We start from the raw sequence: 18,524 nt of genomic DNA, 5'->3' as shown, positions 1-18,524 counted from the left end.
GCATACGCGTGTATAGAAAACAGACGTCAAGCCGGGTGGCGGAGAATTTTTTGGCTAATGAATGTACGACGGCGGCGAAAAAGCGTTTTGCGCTGGCTGGATTAATAGTGCAGTCAATCCCATACTAGAAAGGAGAAGACGATGTTGCCGTATGTTCGCAGGCCAAGAAGGAAACGATGATGGATTGGTATCTGAAGGTTCTGAAAAACTATTTTGTATTTTCCGGCCGGGCGCGCCGCAAAGAGTATTGGTGGTTCGTGCTGATCAACTGCATTATCACGGTGGTCTTGGCGATGGTGCAAAACGCCTTGGGCTGGACGTTTGAGAATGGTGAGGGCGTATTGACCATTGTCTATAGTCTGGCGGTCTTGATTCCCTCCATCGCCGTCCTGGTGCGCCGCCTGCATGATATCGGTCGTACCGGTTGGTGGGTGTTGATCGGTCTCATCCCGTTGATCGGTTGGTTGGTGTTGCTGGTCTTCACGTTCTCCGACAGCCAGAGCGGGAGTAACGCGTATGGCCCGAACCCGAAAGGGATCGCGTAATCTGTCGTGAGCGGCGTCGCGTGCGCCGCTCACGGTAACCTTTGTTCATCGCCCGTCACACTTTGCGCCAGATGTTATATCTTGAAACAATGCCGCCAGAAGATTAGCAAGCGCCGGGTTGGCCGTGCTGGACTTTCTGCGTACCCTTAGACTCCGAGTTCAATCCGTTACGCCGTATCGCAGTCGCCTGTGTATGCCGCTCGTGTCACCTTTGCATGAATCTGTTAAAAGACGCCATCCGTGATCATGGTGCCGAGTCGGCGCTGTTTCTGCGCCGCACGCTGATAGCGTTGGTCGTGGTGATCCTCTGTTTTGCCTTGCTGATCGCCAACCTATATCACCTTCAGGTGCAGGATCATGCCGAATATCAGACCCGTTCCGATGAGAATGATATCAAGACGCTGCCGGTCGCGCCGGTGCGGGGCTTGATCTACGATCGCTACGGTACACCGTTGGTCGAGAATCAAACCCTGTATCAGATCTCCCTGATCCCGGGTAAAACACCACATCTGGCGCAAACGCTCAAGGCGCTGACGCCGCTGGTGGATCTGACGCCACAGGAGATCGACGACTTTCATCAGGCGATGAAGCATGCCCGGCGTTTCGCCGAGGTGCCCTTGAAGGAGGGGCTAAGCGAGCGGGAGGTATCGCGTTTTGCGGTCAACGAGTTCGCCTTTCCCGGCGTACAACTCTCGACCTACCAGCAACGTTATTACCCCTATGGCGCCGAGTTGGCTCACGTGGTCGGCTACGTCTCGAAGATCAACGATCACGATCTGCAACGACTCGATGCCGAGGGGCAGCTAGAGAACTACTCCGCCGATCATGACATCGGTAAACAGGGTATCGAGCGTTACTACGAGTCATTGCTGCATGGCAAGACCGGTAGCCAGGAGGTGGAGGTCGACAGTCATGGGCGCATCGTCCGTTATCTGAAGGAGCAACCACCACACGCCGGATCCAGCGTCTATCTCACGCTCGATTTACCATTACAACACTTTATCGAGCAACAGTTGAAGGGGCAGCGTGCGGCGGTGGTGGTGATGGATCCGCGCGATGGCGGTATCCTGGCCATGGTTTCCAGCCCGAGCTATGATCCGAACCCCTTTGTCAATGGCATCTCTTATAAGGCGTATAATGCCTTATTGCATAATCCGGCGCTGCCGCTGATTAACCGTGTCACCCAGGGTATCTATCCCCCAGCCTCGACGGTCAAGCCCTACATGGCCAGCGCGGCCTTGCTGGCGGGCGTGATCACCCCGCAGACCACCTTCTTTGGCGCGCCGACCTGGACGTTGCCCGGGACACATCGGCGCTACCGTGATTGGCTGAAAAGCGGCCACGGCATCCTGAATGTGGTGAAGGCCATCGAGGAGTCGGCGGATACCTTTTTCTACCAAGTCGCCTACGAAATGGGCATCGACCGCATCCATCAATGGATGAGCCAGTTTGGCTATGGTCAGCTTTCGGGTATCGATCTAGATGAGGAGGCGCGCGGCGTGTTGCCCGATCGCGATTGGAAGCTGCGGGTTCACCATAAACCGTGGTACCAGGGCGATACGGTCTCGGTCGGCATTGGTCAGGGGTACTGGACGGCTACGCCGATCCAGATGGTGAAGGCGCTCGGGATCTTGATTAATAACGGCAAGGTGGTGACGCCGCATCTGCTGTATGCCGTGAAGCATGGTCAGCAGATCGTGCCGTATCGCCAGAGTCACTTCCGCCAGATCGCCACGCCAACGTCGCCGGTGTGGGATATCGTCAAACGGGGCATGTATGGTATGGCGAATGACCCGAATGGTACCGGCTACAAATATTTCCACACGGCCCCCTACCAGATCGCCGGTAAGTCGGGGACTTCGCAAGTCTTCGGCCTGAAGCAGAATCAGGTCTATAACGCGAAGATGATCCCGGTTCGCTTGCGCGACCATATCTTCTATACCGTCTTTGCGCCTTATCCCCATCCACGCATTGCCATGGCGGTGATCCTGGAGAATGGCGGCGGCGATGGTGTGGTGGCGGCTCCCGTGACGCGTGCCATTCTCGACTATATCTTTCGTTCGACGACGACGACAGCAACGACCAATGCCCCGGCGTCTACCGTCGGGCCGAGGGACAAGAGTGCGTTTTCTCCCGTGCGTGCCAACGCGTCGGCTACGCTTACCCCGGCGTCTCAAGCGGGTCGCCAGTTAGAACAGCCAGGTGATCAGGACCAGCGGAAAGCTCATCGGCCAGGTCAGGCTGACTAAGAGGGCTGAGAGTAGACGTATCTTGATCGAGGGGTCGCGCGAGGCGAAAAACGTCACCAGCGCACAAAAGAGTACGCCGATACAGTAGGCCGTTTTAATCAACGCCCATATTTCGGGATGCATGTGTAACCTAATAATAATAAATGGCGCCGCCAATCGATCGGCGCAATGCGGCGCACTCAGGCGCCGCTAAGCGAACATTAGCTGTGTGTCGGGCTATGATGGCAAATTTTCCCCGCGACGCCAAGGGGAAGGCGTAGACCAGAGGGATGGGTTACGCTGAGGGCAGGCGGCAAGCAGGCCTGACAGCAAGGAGTGCCAGGCCCGAGGGATTAACGGATCACCAGGACGGCGCTGGTGGCGTGTCGTACCACCGAGGCCGCCGTCGAACCCAGCAGATAGGTGGTAATATCGGGGCGATGTGAGGCGACGATGATCAGATCGGCGGCGATTGACTGCGCCTGTTCCAGAATGCGATCGCGAGGCGCACCGATAGCGACGCTACAGTGCACGCGATCTTCCGGCAGGTTGAAGCTGGCTGCGACCTGCCGCAATCCCTCCTCGGCATGACGTAGGCGATCTTTCTCCGAGGGATAGTGGCCGACCGGTAACGATCCCATGCCATAGAAGCTGCTGAGTGGCGGCAGCACGGCGAGGAAGTGGATATGGGCGTCCTCTTGCTTGGCGAAATGCTCTACGTGCGGGATCACCAGTCTGGACATGTTATCTTCACTGAGGTCGATGGGAACCAGAATGGTCTTGTACATACAATCTCCTGTTTTTTAGGCAAAAGTAAAGTAATGACTCCGTTCTTTAAGTGTAGTCTGTTTTCCTTATTGCTAGCGGTATCGGGAAAAATAAAGTCATGGCTTGCTATACCCGCGGAGCCGATGTGGCTGTGCGGCTGTCGAGTGAGGTGTGGCTGTGGTAGCGTATAAGGTGTTCTCACCCAGTGAGGTGGCGAGATAAGCGTGGTAGCAAACGTAACGGAAGTCGCGGTATTCTTATCGTATTATGAGGCTGTAAAATGAAAGACACACTCTTGTTCAACCAGGCTTGTGAGTTGATCGGCCTGGCGGTGATCCGCCTACATCAACATGGTTTAGAGGTGAATAGCAGCAATATCTTAGCGCACCTACAGGCCCATCAGGCGACGGCGAAAGAGCAGGCGGATACGCGCCAACAGCAGATCGCCGAAATGGCGATCGATATCCTCGGTGATCTCTAACCTCCCTCTGCATCCTGCGCTGGCTGACGTCGTCCGCCGCCGTGGCCGCGTCGCGAACGTCATACTCCGTCTTGGCGCGCCATCTTCAGCCAGAAGGCCTGTTGACAGAGGTTGTGGAAGGTCTTCTCGCGCGGTTGGATGATGAGACCGGCGTCGTCCAGCACCCGCCAGCGGATCAGGCAGGCGGGGCAATGATCGGCCTCATCGATGGGCAGCAACTCCGCCTCCTGCTCTTGTTGCAGTAGTACGCCATTAGTAAAACGCCATTGGCTTAGGGTCAATCGCACCTCGGCGGATTCGTCGATCTGGGTAGTGCGGCGCTGTAGTTGGCAGGGGGCCGTGACAGACTCAGACTCGGCGGCCAGCGCTCGGCATAGATAATCGGCCAGCTTCTCCACGTTATTCTCCATGATGCAGTGTTACTCACGATGTTACCACCTCACCTCGTCCTCGTCGGCGCCGTAAAGAGCGGTGTTATGCTCTGTCTGCCGGGAGAGCGTACTGAGGGCGTGTGACGTGCTATTGAGCTCAGGCAAAAAAACGGTAACGTAGAGAGGTTGAGTACGGCATGGGACAGCGAGATGGCAGCAGCCATCATCAATGATAATGATCACCATCAATCGAGTAGGGAACGCTGAATGAAAACGATAGGATTGCTTGGCGGGATGAGTTGGGAAAGCTCGGCAGAGTATTACCGTATTATCAATCAAGGTGTACGCGAGCATCTCGGCCCGACCGCCTCGGCGAGCGTGGTCTTGTGGTCCTTTAATTTTGCCGAGATCGAGGCTTTACAGCATCAAGGGGATTGGTCGACGCTGAGCGAGCGGATGGTCGATGCGGCTCAACGTCTTCAAGGTGCCGGTGCCGACGTGTTACTGATCTGTACCAATACGATGCATCGTATGGCCCCCGCACTGGAGAGCGCACTATCCATCCCATTGATCCATATTGCCGACCCGACGGCCGCGGCGATCAAGGCGGCAGGCTTGCGTAAGGTGGGGCTGCTAGGTACCGCGTTTACCATGGAGCAGGATTTTTATAAGGGGCGGTTACGCGAGCGACATGGATTGGAGGTGATCGTGCCCGAGGCGGACGATCGTGCCACGGTCCATCATATTATTTATGATGAATTGGTCGCTGGGCAGATCACCCCGTCGTCACGAGCGGCCTATCGCCAGGTGATCGCGCGTCTGGTCCAGGCCGGCGCCGAGGCGGTGATCCTCGGTTGTACGGAGATCATGTTGTTGGTGCAGCCGGAGGATAGTGCCGTGCCACTCTTTGATACGACGGCGCTGCATGCCGCCGCCGCTGTCGAGGCAGCGCTCAGCTAAGCGATGACTCCACTGCCGAGCGCCAGCGGGACGCATATCACTACGGCCAGATTTCAATCGCCTCGTCGACAGATTGGCCGCTTAACAGCGCGGCGATATGTTTACCGAGTGATTTAGGATATAGCGTGGCGTGCGTCGTCTCGAGTTCAGCCACGCGCCACCAGCGGTAGGCGAGATGATCCTCGACCTCAAAGGGCTCCCGGCCTGCGGGCGCGATCGGCGGTGCAGACTGGGTGATCGTTGCCAGGCAGATCTGTTCGAATTGGCGTCGATACTCACCGCGATAGCGGTAAAGGACCTCGCGTCGCCATAGCGGCCTGCTTAATGTGGCGGGATCGAGATGGATCCCGGTCTCTTCCCAGATCTCTCGGCACGCCGTTTGCGTTAGACTCTCTTCACCTTGGACGCCGCCGCCAGGCAACTCCCATGAGGGAATAAAGTCGGGATTACTCGCATCACGTGTACTGAGTAAGAGGATTGCGCCTTGGTTATCGACGAGGATGACGCGTACGGCATGGCGCAGGGTGTAGGCGGGTGCTGTCGGGGTGTGGATTGGCATTGATCAGAGTAACCATGATTCATTTCTGTGGTCATGATTATTCCTCAATAAGCCCGACAAACCTAGCGCTGAGTGTTAACAGACGGTGTCATCCGCCTTCCCGTGACTTGATGAGTGTTTACTCCCAGCACTTATTCGTTTACCGCTTAGCGATCGGCGGAATAGCGCGCTATTTATTTAGGAATAGAGCCGTTTTGATAAATTTATTGAGGAGGTGTTGTCGCTTTACTTGTTGCCTGAGGTGTTGTGACACCGTTGGGATATGCTGCCACTGTTCCTCATAATATAAAGTTGGCGCTGCTGCAATATTTAGTCAAAAGTCATGACCGGCTGAGCCGGTATCACTCGAATCCGATAAAAACCAGGGGGGCACGTCATATTCGCCTCACTCTTAGAGGGATTGACACAACACACAGCACTGCCTCGTAATGGCGCCTCTGCGCTAAAAGATGGGCGGGTTAATGAACCTATTATAGTCGTCCGCGATCCCCAATATTGGATAGGGTAAAACCCGTTGTCGGCGGTTATAGCGGTCAAGATCCGTTTAACTATCTCTATGATAAAAACGCGATATCCGTACGCATGCGTGGCTTGGTTCGCTGAGTTGTCGTTGCGCCGCCATGATGCCCCCGAGATGGCTTATCGGGGGCGATGCGTCGGCGATGTCATGCTGTTGGCCGTACTCCTCGCGTTCGCTTCTCTTGCATGAGCGGTAGTGCGATTGTTCGTACGGCGGGTGAGAGACGCGCGTTTAGTTAAACTCGTAGTTCACGCCAACATTATATTCGACGCTGTTGTCATTAAAGGCCGCTCCGGCTTTGGCCGCAAACTGTTCGTTGAAGCGGTAACCGACCCCAACGGCTAGCGCCTGTTGGTCTTTGTATCCGCCTAAGGCCGCGCTGGCGTTAAACTTACCGACGTGATAGGGCTGAAATAGTCCGGCTAAGGCGGCGTTTTTGGCGGCGATCTGTCGAATTTCGTGCCGATTATTATCGATTTGATTCTGCATGCCGCCGAGGCGATGGCTGACGCTGTTTTGCCAGTGAGTGACCGCCTGCTGCTCGCGATGGATATCCTGGCGGTTGTCAGCGATCTGCTGATCATGCTGCATCAGGTGTGAATTATGTTGCACGATGGCGCTATGGTCGCTCTTTTCGGCCTGCTGCACCTTTTGCAATTGACTGACGTTGACCGCATCGGTCTGCTCACTCCCGGCGGCAACATGCGTGAGTTGTCGGTTCTGCTGTGCATTACCGAAGGAGACGCTTTGGCTACGTTGATTTGTACTGTGATCGCCGATGCTGACGGCATGGCTGACACTGGTAGAGGCGTGATCGCCGAGGGCGATGCTGCTGACGGCATCGGCAGCAACACTGGCATGATTGCCGATGGCGCTGCTGTGGTACGCGTTATCCGCCACGCTGGCATCGCTACCTAACGCGATAGCGGCACTGGCGTTGTTGCCGACCTGGCTAAAAGTACCGATGGCATTGGCACCCGCTGAATGGCTACCGACGCTGGCCGTATCGCCGAGTGCATTGCTGCCGCCTGAATTGTCCTTGATCTGACTGTCGATGCCGATAGCGTTGCTGCCGGTGTTATGGCTACTGATCTGGCTCTTCCAACCGATGGCGTTGGCACCATCGGAATCACTTTGGATTGTGTTATAGGAGCCAATGCTCGTCGCGCTCACACTGCCGTCGATGGTGTTCGCGATACCGATGGCGATTGCGGTATGCGATTGTGCGCTGGCATGAGAGCCTTTGCCGATGACAATGGAGTTTTGGCCATCGGCTTGGCCACCACCCACCTGGTAATTTCCTGAGCTGGCTGAGGTACTGCCGGTATCGCTGGCGGCATAGCTGAGTGGTGAGGTGAGGGGAAGTAGGGACAGTAATAAAATAACGTGACGGTTTTTCATTATCGGCAGCCAATTATTTATTCAGGGTGAAAGAGATCGGCCCATTGCGCAATGGCAAGAGGCTTATCGCACCACGTTATGAGGTGGTGAGTTTCTTGAATGTATTTAGGCAAGCGCTGACGAGCGTAATTTACGCTAAGGATAAAGCAGTGGGGATGCCTGAGTTGCTAGGCAATATACGTCACACCCGTCGCAGGTGGCCATATCGGAAATTTCTCGCATTATCTGCGATTAAATTCACTTAACATCGATTAAGATATTTCTATAAGTGCTATTTTTAGCATAAAATTCTAATGCGTGTATTTTTTTAAGATTATCTAAAAATAATTAACCTGAGAGCACGCCGAAGAGCGATAAAAAAGTGCCAGATGTGTTATTTATTCATTTGTCTCTTTTATCTCATCAATAATAATTGGTAACATCTGGAATTATTTGTAAATTTATTTTATTGGCAGCGCATAGCATATTTTATCCGTCGCCTATGAGGACGTGCGGCTGTTTTTAGCGTGATGAGAGATATGGACAGAGGGCGAGTATCCTGCGCGCCATGGTATGGCTGGCGGTAGGTAACTCGCTCTCTTTTAGCGTCGTGGGGAAGCGTAACGTTGCCGCTATGCAGGCAGATAGTGAATGGAGTGCTCGACACTGTCGCCCTGTGCATCAATGACTAAACTCCATAGCCCGCTAAAGGGAATACTGAGATAGATCTCACCTGTCGTCTGGCGCTGAGTTGGTGCCGCCGGCGCGAGACGCTGCAGATGGAGGTTGTCATCGCTGGCGAGGTGTACCGAGAAGGTATGCGCACAACGAACGATGAGTGTATCGCCGCCGAATAGATTGAGGCGGGTATGAATAACCGACATAGCGTTTCTCCTACAGCAAAAAATTAAACAAGCGCCGAGTGGCAATTTATTGTGATAACCCTCACATAAGTGAGTTTTCATAGAAGCAAAACTTCACTGAATAAATAATGACCAATATCAATCTTTGTGTGGGTAGTTGATGTCGGCGATAAAGGGATACACTTGATAAGAAATGCTTATGATTTCGCTAATTAGCGGAGATGTGGCGCAATATGCTGCGTGGTGTTATCAGCCTAGTGGTCGCTATGGTTTTTATGGCGTTAATTGGTGTAAGTGCGAATGGTATGCGGGGAGAGCGGAACCCGCTGAGGGCGGGCTCCGCTGAGAAATTAGCGGGCTAACCAACCGCCATCAACCGCCAGGGTATAGCCGTTGATGTAATCGGAGGCGGGCGATGACAGGAATACGACCGGCCCCATCAGATCTTGCGGCAGGCCCCAACGGTTGGCCGGGATACGCTCTAGGATCTCTTTGTTGCGAGACTCATCGCTGCGCAGCTGTTGGGTATTGTTGGTCGCCATGTAGCCGGGGGCGATGGCGTTCACATTAATCCCGTGTTTAGCCCACTCGTTGGCCAGGAGACGCGTTACCCCCATGACGGCACTCTTCGAGGCGGTGTAGGAGGGGACGCGGATACCGCCCTGGAAGGAGAGCATGGAGGCGATGTTGATGATCTTACCGCCCTGGCCCTGAGCAATAAACTGGCGAGCGACGGCCTGAGAGAGGAAGAAGACGCTCTTGATGTTCAGGTTCATCACATCATCCCAATCCCGCTCGCTGAAGTCGATTGCATCTTGGCGGCGGATAATGCCGGCATTGTTGACCAAAATGTCGATATGGCCACAGCTAGCGACGGCCTGGGCGACCAAATCCGGGATGACGGCCTGGTCACGCAGATCGGCGGTTAAGCTGACGAAAGTCCGTCCTAAGGCGCGCACCTTTTCGGCGGTTTCGGTCGGTTCAACCACATTGACGCCTACGATGTCACAGCCAGCCTGCGCCAAGCCCAGTGCCATACCTTGCCCCAGCCCGGTATCACATCCGGTTACCATGGCCACTTTACCCTGCAGAGAGAATGCATCCAGAATCATGAGTCTTGTCCTTTATCGTATAGCCAGCCCGTACGGCTGACGTGCGGGTGAATAAATGTACCGGGTTAGCGCAGATCGGCGATGGCGAGGTGGTCCATGTCGTCAAAGACCTGATTCTCGCCGACCATGCCCCAAATGAAGGTATAGGCCTGGGTGCCGACGCCGGAATGGATCGACCAGCTCGGCGAAATCACCGCTTGCTCGTTATGCATGATGATGTGACGGGTTTCCTGTGGCTGCCCCATCATGTGGAAGACGCAGCTATCCGGCGCCATGTTGAAATAGAAGTAGACCTCCATGCGGCGCTCATGGGTATGGCATGGCATGGTATTCCACAGATTGCCCTCGGCCAGCTCTGTCAAGCCCATTGAGAGCTGACAGGTCGGTAAGACTTCCGGGACCATATATTTATTGATGGTGCGGCGATTACTGGTCTTGGCATCACCGAGTGTCTGCGTGGCAACCTCGGCTTGGGTAATTTTACGCGTCGGATAGTGGGTGTGTGCCGGGGCACAGTTGTAGTAGAACTTAGCCGGATGGGCGCTATCGAGGCTACTGAATGTCAACGTACGGGCACCTTTGCCAACATACAAGGCTTCGCGCGTGCCAACTTCATACGTCTGCTCATCGACCAGGATACGCCCGGGACCGCCGATGTTGATCACCCCCAGCTCCCGACGCGCTAAGAAGTAGTCGACGCCGAGCTGTTTTCCTACCTCGTCACCGATGGTGACCGACTGCGTCAGCGGCATGATCCCGCCGACGATAATGCGATCGATATGGCTGTACACCATGGTGTAACGATCGGCTTCGAAGATCGTCTCGATGAGGAACTCCCGGCGTAGGCCGGCGGTATCTAACTGTTTGGCGTGATCGCTGTGGATGCTTTGACGGACTTCCATGCTTGTTACCTCGTTATGCTCAGTCATGCCTGGCGTCACACGGCTAGACGTGAGCCGGTGGCGTCATCAGATGGCAGGATCCTAACGCAATCCCTCGGCCGCTTCAATTAAAAATGAAATACCGTTTTGATTTTTTAGAATCATCATTGCATTTCTTGTGAGCGATCACATTTTATTGGCGAGGCGTCACAGGCGTCGCCAGTAAGAAGCGGCAGATAGTGGCGATAATTGAAACATTTGGAAAAGAGTAAGAGTCATTGAACACAATTGATTTGCATTAATTTACATATGTTTACCTTGTATGATGTATTGAGTTATAAGCTAAATTTATGAGACGCGAGTCGTACGGAGAGCAGCACCACGCGGTGGTGCTCGTCCGGTGGCGAAGGCGCCAGTCGATGGGTGAGAGTTAAGGAGTCACAATGAATAAGCTAACCGTTATTGCGCTGGCCGCATCGTTGGCCTTGGGCGCGGGATCGGCTTGGGCACAACAGTCAGATGACGATACGCCACCCTGCTGGCAGGATGGTGGCATGATGATGGGGTATGGCTACCATCACCATAATATGATGTGGCGTGATGGGCACGGGCCGCGTCATTGGGGGATGTTTAGCGGGCTTAATCTCAGTGATGCGCAACGCCAACAGATGCGTGATATTGTCCGTCAATATGCGGGCGAGAATGATCGCGCAGCATGGGGTGAGGATTTTAAACAGCAACAACAGATTATTACTGGCGATAAGTTTGATGACAATGCCGTACGCAGTCAATTGGATGCGGCCAATGTGCGCCACAATAAACAGATTCTGCAACGGTTAAAGATGGAGCATCAAATGTATAATGTGTTGACGCCGGAGCAGAAGAAAGCGTTTAACGCGAATGCCGAGCAAGGCTGGCAACAGATGCAGCGTTGGATGCAAGACTAAGCGCCTATCCCATTAGGCTATTTTATTTGCCAGGTTGGCCTGGGCAGTGCGCACGAAAAACTTAACCAAGTTTTGCACACCCTTCAGGGTGGCCCGCAGGGTGTGCGAGGTGAATAACCCTCACGTACGGCGTGTACGCTCCGCTGGTTGCGCGCTGTCCCTGTCCAAACTGGCTGCAGCTACACGCCTACTGGGATAAACTTTAAGCGCAGCCTAGCACTCGGCATATTGCTCATCACGGGGGTACCCAAGGTCATGGTGCGTTGACGCCGTCCAGGGTGGCACGACCGAGGGGCTTAATGGCGCGCATCCGAGCTCAGTGTATAATAATTCTCATTATTATATTTTTGTCGACTATCAAGGAGATCGGTTGTGCGGGGAGGGCTGGGGCGAACAGGCCGTTTGCTGCTGGATTAATTAATACTTTTCCTATTTAATTCTTTCGGGTATATTTTCTGCATATATTCTCCATAATTTATACATAATTAATCTATTCGCCATCCTCTCTCCATAATTTATCCATAATCAAGTCATTAGGCATATTTCTGCTTTCAGTTATTTACACAGCATGTAATTAATTGAATTCTTTTCGGCTACATTTATTACCAGACACACGATGAAGTCATCGCCCACGCGGGTTCGTGAATGTCGCTGGCGCTCACATGCGCCTCAAGTCGAGGGCGCAAGATTAATGTTGGCGAGACGCCATTGCGCCATACGGAACGCCAGCCTAAACCACAACAGATAAATTGATATCGAGGAACTCCTAATGCGTAAACTGACCGCTATGATTTTTGCTTCTACTTTGGCTCTGGGCGTCGGCGCAGCGAATGCCGCAGATACGGCCGCCGCGCCTGTAGCAAACGGCGCTGGTAATGGCAACGGGATGGGGATGATGCATCACCAGGATATGAATCATCAGAATGGGGTTATGCAGAAGAAAGGCAATCGTCATGCTGGCGGCATGGGGATGCTGGCCGGTATCCAGTTGACGCCGGAACAGCGTCAGCAGATCCGCGACATTCGTCAGCAGTTCCATAAGGCACATCCGATGCCGCAGATGATGGATAACTTCAAGCAGATGCAGCAACTGATCACCAGCGAGAAGTTTGACGAGGCGGCGGCGCGTGCCCACATCGAGGCCAACAATAAGGCGCGTAACGATGTCGCCGTCGAGCGAATGAAGATGGAGCATCAGATTTATAGCCTGTTGACGCCGGCACAGAAGCAACAGGTAAACCAGAACTTTGAGAAGCGGGTTCAGGTGATGATGGAGCGTCAAGGTAAGATGGGGCAGTCACAGCAGTAATCCGTTAGGCTTTTTCTTCGCCCAGACGTTTTGCCTCGCTGTGGGTGGGCGTCTGAAGTGGACGCGGTGTGTGATGCGCCGCGTCTGCGTTTCTGTTTCCCCTTGCCCCGACTGCCTGGGCGCGTCACACTTCACTGATTGTCTCTCTGCGGCGTACGCTGTCGCTTGCCAAGCCAAGCCAAGCCAAGCCAAGCCAAGCCAAGCCAAGCCAAGCCAAGCCAAGCCAAGCCAAGCCAATACCTATCGTCGGAAAATCCGCCAGTTACGTCGTTCCGCTCCTCTCAGGCTTGAAAGCCGAGCGCGCTCTACTCATACTGCATGCTGAGTCGCTTAATTATCCACGCCAGCGGCGCCTAGGGGAATTAAGCGACTCGCTTCGGGGTGCAAAACTACCTTTATCACTATCTCAATCAAGGACATCCGCCATGGCTGAAGAGACCATTTTTAGCAAGATTATTCGCGGGGAAATTCCCGCCGATGTGGTGTATCAGGACGATCTGGTGACGGCCTTCCGTGACATCTCTCCACAGGCGCCGAGCCACGTGCTGATCGTGCCCAATAAGCTGATCCCGACCGTGAACGATGTGCAGCCGGAGGATGAGGCCGCACTGGGGCGTATGATCAGCGTCGCGGCTAAAATTGCACAGCAGGAAGGGATCGCCGACGATGGCTATCGTCTGGTGATCAACTGTAATCGCCATGCCGGGCAAGAGGTGTTCCACATTCACATGCACCTGCTTGGCGGCCGTCCGTTGGGGCCATTGCTGGCACATTAATCCGCGATACGCGCGCTGGCAGGGGGCGGTATGACAGGAAAGGCAAAATGGATGGCGCTCATATTACTGTCGCCGCTGGTGCTGGCGGGATGTCGCTCGTCTGCGCGTATTCCGATCAACGCCGAGCAGCGTCTGGTGATGGAACCGGCGTTACTGACGGCGGGCGTTACCGCCAGTGCACCCACGGTGGTGGCGTATGGGGTGGGGCGCCAAGCCGAGGCGCAAGTCAGTTATGGTGATGGTGAGGGGGGCGCTGCGTTGGCGCTGCACTATCGCTTCTATTGGTATGATAGCCGAGGGCTAGAGTTGAGTTCCGCTCAGCCTCCTCGGCAGATGACGCTGCGTGCCGGTGAGCGGGTCACTGTGACCTCATTCAGCCGAGATCCCCAAGCACGCCAGGTGCGGTTGTACCTCTATCGTTGAGGATAAACAGGATTGAACACGATGAAAAAAATAATGGGTGTCACGCTGGCTGCATTGATGTTGAGTGGCTGTCAGGGGTTATTGCCGCGTGGTGAAGCCCCGGTTACGCCGCCTCCGCCGGCACCGACGACCCCGGCAAAGCCGAGCGTAGTGCCGCAGCCACCTGCGGTCACGCCGGTGCCGCAGCCGCCTAAAATGAGCAGTGTCGACTGGCAGGGCAGCTTTGCGCCCCTGGTTGCTCAAATGCTGAATGCGCAGGGTATCGAATCTGGCGCGGTGCTGCTGGTCGATGGCGTACAGAACAAGACCAATGGCCAGCTGAGTATGGCGAATGCTAGCGAGGTGTTGCGCAGCGCGCTGTCTGGCGCGAGCCGTTTTCAGTTAGTCTCTGCCGCGCAATTGGCGCAGGCGCAACAGAGTTTGGGATTGTCGCCGAACGATCGTCTGGGATCGCGTAGCAAGGCGATTAGCCTGGCGCGACTGGTGAACGCGCAGTATGTGCTGTACACCACCGTCAGTGGCAATATTCAGTCTCCTCACTTAGCGATGCAGCTGATGCTGGTACAGAGTGGCGAGATCATCTGGTCTGGGAAGGCTCCTGTTGCACTCTGAGTCTCCGCTTCCAGAAGCCGAGTTACGCGCGCTGTTGGCCCGCCGTTTCGCGGATACGCTTGCCGATGATTGGCAATTTGACCGGATCAGCGGCCTGAGTGGCGTTAACTGGCGGGCAAAGAATAGTGACGGTGTCACTTTTTTATTGCGTCCCAGTACGATGCAGCGGCGTCAGTTAGGCATCGATCGGCGTTATGAGTGCCAGGCGTTACGCCTGGCCACGGCGGCGGCGTTAGGTCCCGGCTGTCAGGGTGTGTTGGACGGCTGGTTACTGGCCGACTGGTTGGCAGGTCAACCGCTGGCGGCGGGATCGCCGCCCAGTGCGCGCCTGGTGTCCTTGCTGGTCGATTTACACCGTTTACCTCCGCGTCTGCCGTTGCGTACGTTGCGCCGTTATTGCGCCGGTTATTGGGATAGTCTCGCGCCGGCGCGGCGTACCTTTCAGGCTCAGCGGATCCATCGGCGCTGGCAGCGTCGTCGAGAGCCGCGCCCACTGAAGTTGACCATGCTGCATATGGATATCCATGACGGTAATCTGATCGAGACGGCGCAGGGGCTACGGCTGATCGATTGGGAATATGCCGCCAGCGGCGATATCGCGTTGGATCTGGCCGCCTTGAGCCGTAACTATGGCTTAGATCGCGCCGCCCGGCGTGCGCTGGTCGCCGATTATTGTCGCCACGGCGGTTATGCCGCCCCCGAGCGCTTGACGCGCCAGGTCGAACGCTGGTTGGGCTGGGTCGATTATATGGCCTGGCTCTGGTTCGAACTGCGTTGGCAACAGAGCCAACAACCGAGTTATCGTCAGCAGGCCGATGCCCTGCTGAACCATCTAAGCCAATGAGTGATGCGGCGCGGCGCGCCGCCAGAAAGGAGAAGTGGTGTGGGTCCTGTAATGCTGGATGTTGTCGGCTATGAGTTGGATGCCGAAGAGCGTGAAATCCTCAATCATCCGTTGGTCGGCGGCCTGATCCTGTTCAGCCGTAACTTTCATGATACTGAGCAGTTGCGTGAGTTGGTGCGCCAGATCCGTCAAGTTTCGCGTCAGCGCATCTTGGTGAGCGTCGATCAAGAGGGGGGACGGGTGCAGCGTTTCCATCAGGGATTTACACGCTTACCCGCGGCGCAGGCCTATGGCGCGTTGAATTCGCCCGCAGAGGCGCGACGCCTCGCGTTAGAGGGCGGCTGGTTGATGGCGTGTGAGATGATCGCCATGGATATCGATCTCAGCTTTGCTCCGGTTCTGGATCTGGGGCATGGTAGCGCCGCTATCGGCGAACGCGCCTTCCACCGTCAGCCAGAGCAGGCGATTCCATTGGCCGAGGCCTTCATCGATGGCATGCATCAGGCGGGAATGAAGGCGACCGGTAAGCATTTCCCGGGGCACGGTAAGGTGAGCGCGGATTCACATAAAGAGACGCCGATCGACGATCGCCCTCTGGCGCAAATCCTTGAGCATGATATGGTTATTTTCAGTGAGCTGAATGCCCGCGCGAAACTGGACGCGGTGATGCCGGCACACGTGATCTTCCCTCAGGTCGATCCGCGCCCGGCCAGCGGCTCACCTTACTGGTTACGGCAGGTATTGCGTCAGGAATTAGGCTTCGAGGGGGTGATCTTCTCGGACGATCTGTCGATGAATGGCGCGGCGGTATTGGGCGACTATGCTCAGCGGGCGCAAGCCTCTCTGGATGCCGGTTGTGACATGATTCTGGTGTGTAACAATCGCCAGGGCGCGGTCAGCGTGTTGGACAATCTGCGAGCCGAGGGAACGGCGCGTATCGCGAGCCTGTATCATCGTGGCGTGGTCGATGGTCAAGCGTTGCGTGCCAGCGCGCGTTGGCAGCAGGCGCATCAAGAGCTACAGCGATTACAGCAGCGTTGGGAAGAGGCCAAGGCGGCCGGTGTGCAGGCATAGCGACCGCTGTATCATTGCCGTGCGAGCTGCGGCGTAACGGCCCGGCGGCATCCTCGCCTCGTGACGATGCCGCCTGTGGGACGTAAGAATCAGCGCGGGAAACCGCCTAGGGAGAGAGATGATTATTTATCTGCATGGTTTCGATTCCACCAGTCCGGGGAATCATCAAAAGGTGTTGCAGTTGCAGTTTATCGATCAGGACGTGCGCTTAGTCAGCTATAGCACGCGTCATCCGCGCCATGATATGCAGCATCTGCTGAACGAGGTGCATCGCGTGGTACAGCAGGGCGGTGATGAGCGTGCGCTGATCTGTGGCGTCGGCTTGGGGGGCTACTGGGCTGAGCGCATCGGTTTCCTCTGCGGTATCCGTCAGGTCTTGGTCAACCCGAATCTCTTTCCGCAGGAGACCATGCTCGAGTTGATCGATCGCCCCGAGGAGTATGCCGACATCGCAACCAAGTGCGTGGATAACTTTCGGAGTAAAAATCGGGGACGCGCGTTGGTGTTGTTGTCGCGTCATGATGAGGCGTTGGATAGTGCGCGTAGCGCCGCCTTGTTGGACCCCTACTATGAGGTGGTGTGGGATGAGCAGCAGGGGCATAAGTTCCCGAGCTTATCACCGCATCTCCAACGTATTCGCGCCTTTAAGAGCGTGGCGTGATGATGGGCGGGGGAGTCGACTCCCCCGCGCGGGGTAGGGCGTGGCTTAGCGTCCCGCCTTCAGTTTCTGGAAGTCAGTCTCGTAGATCTCGCTGGCGCTGCCAACATCGTTCTGCCATTCGCCCTTGGCGATGGTTTCCGCATCCGGGTAGAGTGACTTATCGCCGACCACCTCTTTCGGCAACAGTTTTTGTGCCGCCAGGTTTGGCGTCGGGTAGCCGATGGTTTCGGCTACTTGTGCCGCGATCTCAGGGCGTAGCAGGAAGTTGATCAGCTTCAGCGCCCCCTCCGGGTTCTTGGCGTTGGCCGGAATGGCCAGGCTATCCATCCAGAAAATGGCGCCCTCTTTCGGCCAGACGATCTGTACCGGTGTGCCGGCTTGGCGCGCCACGTAGGCCGAGCCGTTCCAGATCATCCCCAGATTGACCTCTCCCTCCATGAACGGATTGGCCGGGTTGTCGGAGTTAAAGGCCAGGACATTGGGCATCAGCTTCACTAACTCCGCATAGGCGGCCTGGATCTGTTTGGGATCGGTGGTGTTACCCGAGTAGCCCAGTTTACGCAGGGCGATCTGGAAGACTTCACGGGCGTCATCCGTCAACAGCAGGCTACCTTTATACTCGGGTTTCCACAGGTCGGCCCAACTGGTGATGGTGGCGGGATCGATCGCATCGCTGTTGACGCCGATCGCCGTCGCTCCCCAGATATACGGGATAGAGTAGTCGTTCTTCGGGTCGAAGGACTTGTGCAACAGATTCGGGTCCAGGTTATGGAAGTTACTCAGTTTGCTGTGGTCGATCTTTTGCAGCATCCCTTCGTTACGCATCTTGGCCACATAGTAGGTGGAAGGCACCACCAGATCATAGGCCCCGTCCTTGTACGTCTTCAGTTTGGCGTACATGGTCTCGTTAGATTCGTAGGTCGAATAAATGACCTTGATGCCCGTCTCCTTAGTGAACTGCTCCAGCAGTCCCGGCGGTACATATTCGGTCCAGTTGTAGAAATAGACAGTGTTATTGTCAGTTTTCGGCGCATCGGCAGCGTATGCAGCATGGCTCCCGCATGCCAGCAAACCTGCGGCTACCAGAGGTGACCACTTTTTCATTCAGCGTATCCCTATAGTGAAGGTCGAAACAGAAGATGGAGCTGTCCGCCGCCGGAACGCCTGGGCGAACCACAACAAACAGGGCGGCTATTATAGGAGCGCGTCG

Annotated in this window: 21 protein-coding genes; 12 read left to right on the top strand and 9 right to left on the bottom strand. The window is 55.5% G+C overall.

From position 1 onward, the window contains the following. Positions 1 to 179: 179 nt before the first annotated feature. Together ACEQFP_RS05110 and mrdA are read left to right on the top strand one after the other, a co-directional pair. Positions 180 to 545, top strand: coding sequence for a DUF805 domain-containing protein (locus ACEQFP_RS05110; RefSeq protein WP_370547553.1), 366 nt, complete (start codon positions 180 to 182; stop codon positions 543 to 545). A 215-nt stretch (positions 546 to 760) separates the two neighbouring features. Beyond that, positions 761 to 2,794, top strand: coding sequence for a penicillin-binding protein 2 (gene mrdA / locus ACEQFP_RS05105; RefSeq protein WP_035600611.1), 2,034 nt, complete (start codon positions 761 to 763; stop codon positions 2,792 to 2,794). Here mrdA and ACEQFP_RS05100 read toward each other — a convergent pair. After that, the gene (locus ACEQFP_RS05100; protein ID WP_370546781.1) at positions 2,735 to 2,917 is read right to left on the bottom strand and encodes a GhoT/OrtT family toxin; all 183 of its coding nucleotides are present in this window, start codon (positions 2,915 to 2,917) and stop codon (positions 2,735 to 2,737) included. The two genes, mrdA and ACEQFP_RS05100, sit on opposite strands and share 60 nt — an antisense overlap. 209 nt (positions 2,918 to 3,126) lie before the next feature. Beyond that, the gene (locus ACEQFP_RS05095) at positions 3,127 to 3,561 is read right to left on the bottom strand and encodes a universal stress protein (RefSeq protein ID WP_005285437.1); all 435 of its coding nucleotides are present in this window, start codon (positions 3,559 to 3,561) and stop codon (positions 3,127 to 3,129) included. A 260-nt stretch (positions 3,562 to 3,821) separates the two neighbouring features. On the opposite strand from ACEQFP_RS05095, the gene ACEQFP_RS05090 reads away from it, so the two are divergent. Continuing rightward, positions 3,822 to 4,022: a DUF2767 family protein gene (locus tag ACEQFP_RS05090; RefSeq protein WP_005285439.1), complete on the top strand. Its 201-nt coding sequence runs from the start codon at positions 3,822 to 3,824 to the stop codon at positions 4,020 to 4,022. A gap of 59 nt (positions 4,023 to 4,081) precedes the next feature. Here the strand turns inward: ACEQFP_RS05090 and ACEQFP_RS05085 are convergent, their stop codons facing one another. After that, the gene (locus ACEQFP_RS05085; protein WP_005285441.1) at positions 4,082 to 4,432 is read right to left on the bottom strand and encodes a hypothetical protein; all 351 of its coding nucleotides are present in this window, start codon (positions 4,430 to 4,432) and stop codon (positions 4,082 to 4,084) included. A 228-nt stretch (positions 4,433 to 4,660) separates the two neighbouring features. Here ACEQFP_RS05085 and ACEQFP_RS05080 point away from each other — a divergent pair, with 228 nt between their 5' ends. Next, positions 4,661 to 5,353 (top strand): aspartate/glutamate racemase family protein, encoded by a 693-nt coding sequence (locus ACEQFP_RS05080; protein WP_005293417.1) that lies wholly within the window; start codon positions 4,661 to 4,663, stop codon positions 5,351 to 5,353. 40 nt (positions 5,354 to 5,393) lie between these two features. Here ACEQFP_RS05080 and ACEQFP_RS05075 read toward each other — a convergent pair whose 3' ends face one another. The 5 genes from ACEQFP_RS05075 to kduI all read right to left on the bottom strand — a co-directional run bounded on the left by ACEQFP_RS05075 (position 5,394) and on the right by kduI (position 10,689). Beyond that, a complete protein-coding gene (locus ACEQFP_RS05075) occupies positions 5,394 to 5,912 on the bottom strand; it encodes an NUDIX hydrolase (protein ID WP_279509490.1) in 519 nt (172 codons plus the stop codon). Positions 5,913 to 6,663: 751 nt separating this feature from the next. Then, positions 6,664 to 7,833 (bottom strand): YadA C-terminal domain-containing protein, encoded by a 1,170-nt coding sequence (locus ACEQFP_RS05070; protein ID WP_005285449.1) that lies wholly within the window; start codon positions 7,831 to 7,833, stop codon positions 6,664 to 6,666. Between the two features lie 611 nt (positions 7,834 to 8,444). Next, a complete protein-coding gene (locus ACEQFP_RS05065) occupies positions 8,445 to 8,696 on the bottom strand; it encodes a hypothetical protein (protein ID WP_005285451.1) in 252 nt (83 codons plus the stop codon). Positions 8,697 to 9,025: 329 nt separating this feature from the next. Continuing rightward, positions 9,026 to 9,787 (bottom strand): 2-dehydro-3-deoxy-D-gluconate 5-dehydrogenase KduD, encoded by a 762-nt coding sequence (gene kduD, locus ACEQFP_RS05060; RefSeq protein WP_005285454.1) that lies wholly within the window; start codon positions 9,785 to 9,787, stop codon positions 9,026 to 9,028. Between the two features lie 65 nt (positions 9,788 to 9,852). Then, positions 9,853 to 10,689, bottom strand: a complete 837-nt coding sequence (kduI, locus tag ACEQFP_RS05055) for a 5-dehydro-4-deoxy-D-glucuronate isomerase (RefSeq protein ID WP_035600602.1) — start codon at positions 10,687 to 10,689, stop codon at positions 9,853 to 9,855. A 422-nt stretch (positions 10,690 to 11,111) separates the two neighbouring features. Here kduI and ACEQFP_RS05050 point away from each other — a divergent pair, with 422 nt between their 5' ends. The 8 genes from ACEQFP_RS05050 (at position 11,112) to ycfP (ending at position 17,314) form a co-directional block, all read left to right on the top strand. Next, the gene (locus ACEQFP_RS05050; RefSeq protein ID WP_005285458.1) at positions 11,112 to 11,615 is read left to right on the top strand and encodes a Spy/CpxP family protein refolding chaperone; all 504 of its coding nucleotides are present in this window, start codon (positions 11,112 to 11,114) and stop codon (positions 11,613 to 11,615) included. 769 nt (positions 11,616 to 12,384) lie between these two features. Continuing rightward, complete coding sequence (locus ACEQFP_RS05045) at positions 12,385 to 12,924, top strand: Spy/CpxP family protein refolding chaperone (RefSeq protein WP_005285463.1); 540 nt, start codon at positions 12,385 to 12,387, stop codon at positions 12,922 to 12,924. Positions 12,925 to 13,349: 425 nt separating this feature from the next. After that, entirely contained in the window at positions 13,350 to 13,700 is a 351-nt protein-coding gene (gene hinT / locus ACEQFP_RS05040; RefSeq protein ID WP_005285467.1) for a purine nucleoside phosphoramidase, read from the top strand. A 51-nt stretch (positions 13,701 to 13,751) separates the two neighbouring features. Continuing rightward, positions 13,752 to 14,123, top strand: coding sequence for a YcfL family protein (locus ACEQFP_RS05035; protein ID WP_005293429.1), 372 nt, complete (start codon positions 13,752 to 13,754; stop codon positions 14,121 to 14,123). Positions 14,124 to 14,144: 21 nt separating this feature from the next. Next, on the top strand, positions 14,145 to 14,735 hold the full coding sequence (lpoB, locus tag ACEQFP_RS05030) for a penicillin-binding protein activator LpoB (RefSeq protein ID WP_005285470.1): 591 nt from the start codon (positions 14,145 to 14,147) through the stop codon (positions 14,733 to 14,735). After that, the gene (locus ACEQFP_RS05025; RefSeq protein WP_035598595.1) at positions 14,725 to 15,579 is read left to right on the top strand and encodes a phosphotransferase; all 855 of its coding nucleotides are present in this window, start codon (positions 14,725 to 14,727) and stop codon (positions 15,577 to 15,579) included. Before lpoB ends, ACEQFP_RS05025 begins: the two co-directional genes overlap by 11 nt. 39 nt (positions 15,580 to 15,618) lie before the next feature. Then, complete coding sequence (gene nagZ / locus ACEQFP_RS05020) at positions 15,619 to 16,653, top strand: beta-N-acetylhexosaminidase (protein WP_005293432.1); 1,035 nt, start codon at positions 15,619 to 15,621, stop codon at positions 16,651 to 16,653. A 118-nt stretch (positions 16,654 to 16,771) separates the two neighbouring features. Next, on the top strand, positions 16,772 to 17,314 hold the full coding sequence (ycfP, locus tag ACEQFP_RS05015; protein ID WP_370546780.1) for an alpha/beta hydrolase YcfP: 543 nt from the start codon (positions 16,772 to 16,774) through the stop codon (positions 17,312 to 17,314). A 45-nt stretch (positions 17,315 to 17,359) separates the two neighbouring features. Here ycfP and potD read toward each other — a convergent pair whose 3' ends face one another. Next, positions 17,360 to 18,418, bottom strand: coding sequence for a spermidine/putrescine ABC transporter substrate-binding protein PotD (potD, locus tag ACEQFP_RS05010; RefSeq protein WP_005285480.1), 1,059 nt, complete (start codon positions 18,416 to 18,418; stop codon positions 17,360 to 17,362). Positions 18,419 to 18,524 lie beyond the last annotated feature (106 nt).

Source organism: Edwardsiella sp. A.80236, assembly GCF_044540725.1.
Classification (GTDB): domain Bacteria; phylum Pseudomonadota; class Gammaproteobacteria; order Enterobacterales; family Enterobacteriaceae; genus Edwardsiella; species Edwardsiella tarda.
Note: the sequence above shows the minus strand (reverse complement) of the source record. Positions and strands in the feature narration are given on the sequence as shown.

What these genes read in the sequence shown, in the direction of transcription:
- ACEQFP_RS05110 (WP_370547553.1), top strand. Translation starts at nt 180, where the DNA reads ATGGATTGGTATCTGAAGGTTCTGAAAAACTATTTTGTATTTTCCGGC.
- mrdA (WP_035600611.1), top strand. Translation starts at nt 761, where the DNA reads ATGAATCTGTTAAAAGACGCCATCCGTGATCATGGTGCCGAGTCGGCG.
- ACEQFP_RS05100 (WP_370546781.1), bottom strand. Translation starts at nt 2,917, where the DNA reads ATGCATCCCGAAATATGGGCGTTGATTAAAACGGCCTACTGTATCGGC.
- ACEQFP_RS05095 (WP_005285437.1), bottom strand. Translation starts at nt 3,561, where the DNA reads ATGTACAAGACCATTCTGGTTCCCATCGACCTCAGTGAAGATAACATG.
- ACEQFP_RS05090 (WP_005285439.1), top strand. Translation starts at nt 3,822, where the DNA reads ATGAAAGACACACTCTTGTTCAACCAGGCTTGTGAGTTGATCGGCCTG.
- ACEQFP_RS05085 (WP_005285441.1), bottom strand. Translation starts at nt 4,432, where the DNA reads ATGGAGAATAACGTGGAGAAGCTGGCCGATTATCTATGCCGAGCGCTG.
- ACEQFP_RS05080 (WP_005293417.1), top strand. Translation starts at nt 4,661, where the DNA reads ATGAAAACGATAGGATTGCTTGGCGGGATGAGTTGGGAAAGCTCGGCA.
- ACEQFP_RS05075 (WP_279509490.1), bottom strand. Translation starts at nt 5,912, where the DNA reads ATGCCAATCCACACCCCGACAGCACCCGCCTACACCCTGCGCCATGCC.
- ACEQFP_RS05070 (WP_005285449.1), bottom strand. Translation starts at nt 7,833, where the DNA reads ATGAAAAACCGTCACGTTATTTTATTACTGTCCCTACTTCCCCTCACC.
- ACEQFP_RS05065 (WP_005285451.1), bottom strand. Translation starts at nt 8,696, where the DNA reads ATGTCGGTTATTCATACCCGCCTCAATCTATTCGGCGGCGATACACTC.
- kduD (WP_005285454.1), bottom strand. Translation starts at nt 9,787, where the DNA reads ATGATTCTGGATGCATTCTCTCTGCAGGGTAAAGTGGCCATGGTAACC.
- kduI (WP_035600602.1), bottom strand. Translation starts at nt 10,689, where the DNA reads ATGGAAGTCCGTCAAAGCATCCACAGCGATCACGCCAAACAGTTAGAT.
- ACEQFP_RS05050 (WP_005285458.1), top strand. Translation starts at nt 11,112, where the DNA reads ATGAATAAGCTAACCGTTATTGCGCTGGCCGCATCGTTGGCCTTGGGC.
- ACEQFP_RS05045 (WP_005285463.1), top strand. Translation starts at nt 12,385, where the DNA reads ATGCGTAAACTGACCGCTATGATTTTTGCTTCTACTTTGGCTCTGGGC.
- hinT (WP_005285467.1), top strand. Translation starts at nt 13,350, where the DNA reads ATGGCTGAAGAGACCATTTTTAGCAAGATTATTCGCGGGGAAATTCCC.
- ACEQFP_RS05035 (WP_005293429.1), top strand. Translation starts at nt 13,752, where the DNA reads ATGGCGCTCATATTACTGTCGCCGCTGGTGCTGGCGGGATGTCGCTCG.
- lpoB (WP_005285470.1), top strand. Translation starts at nt 14,145, where the DNA reads ATGAAAAAAATAATGGGTGTCACGCTGGCTGCATTGATGTTGAGTGGC.
- ycfP (WP_370546780.1), top strand. Translation starts at nt 16,772, where the DNA reads ATGATTATTTATCTGCATGGTTTCGATTCCACCAGTCCGGGGAATCAT.
- potD (WP_005285480.1), bottom strand. Translation starts at nt 18,418, where the DNA reads ATGAAAAAGTGGTCACCTCTGGTAGCCGCAGGTTTGCTGGCATGCGGG.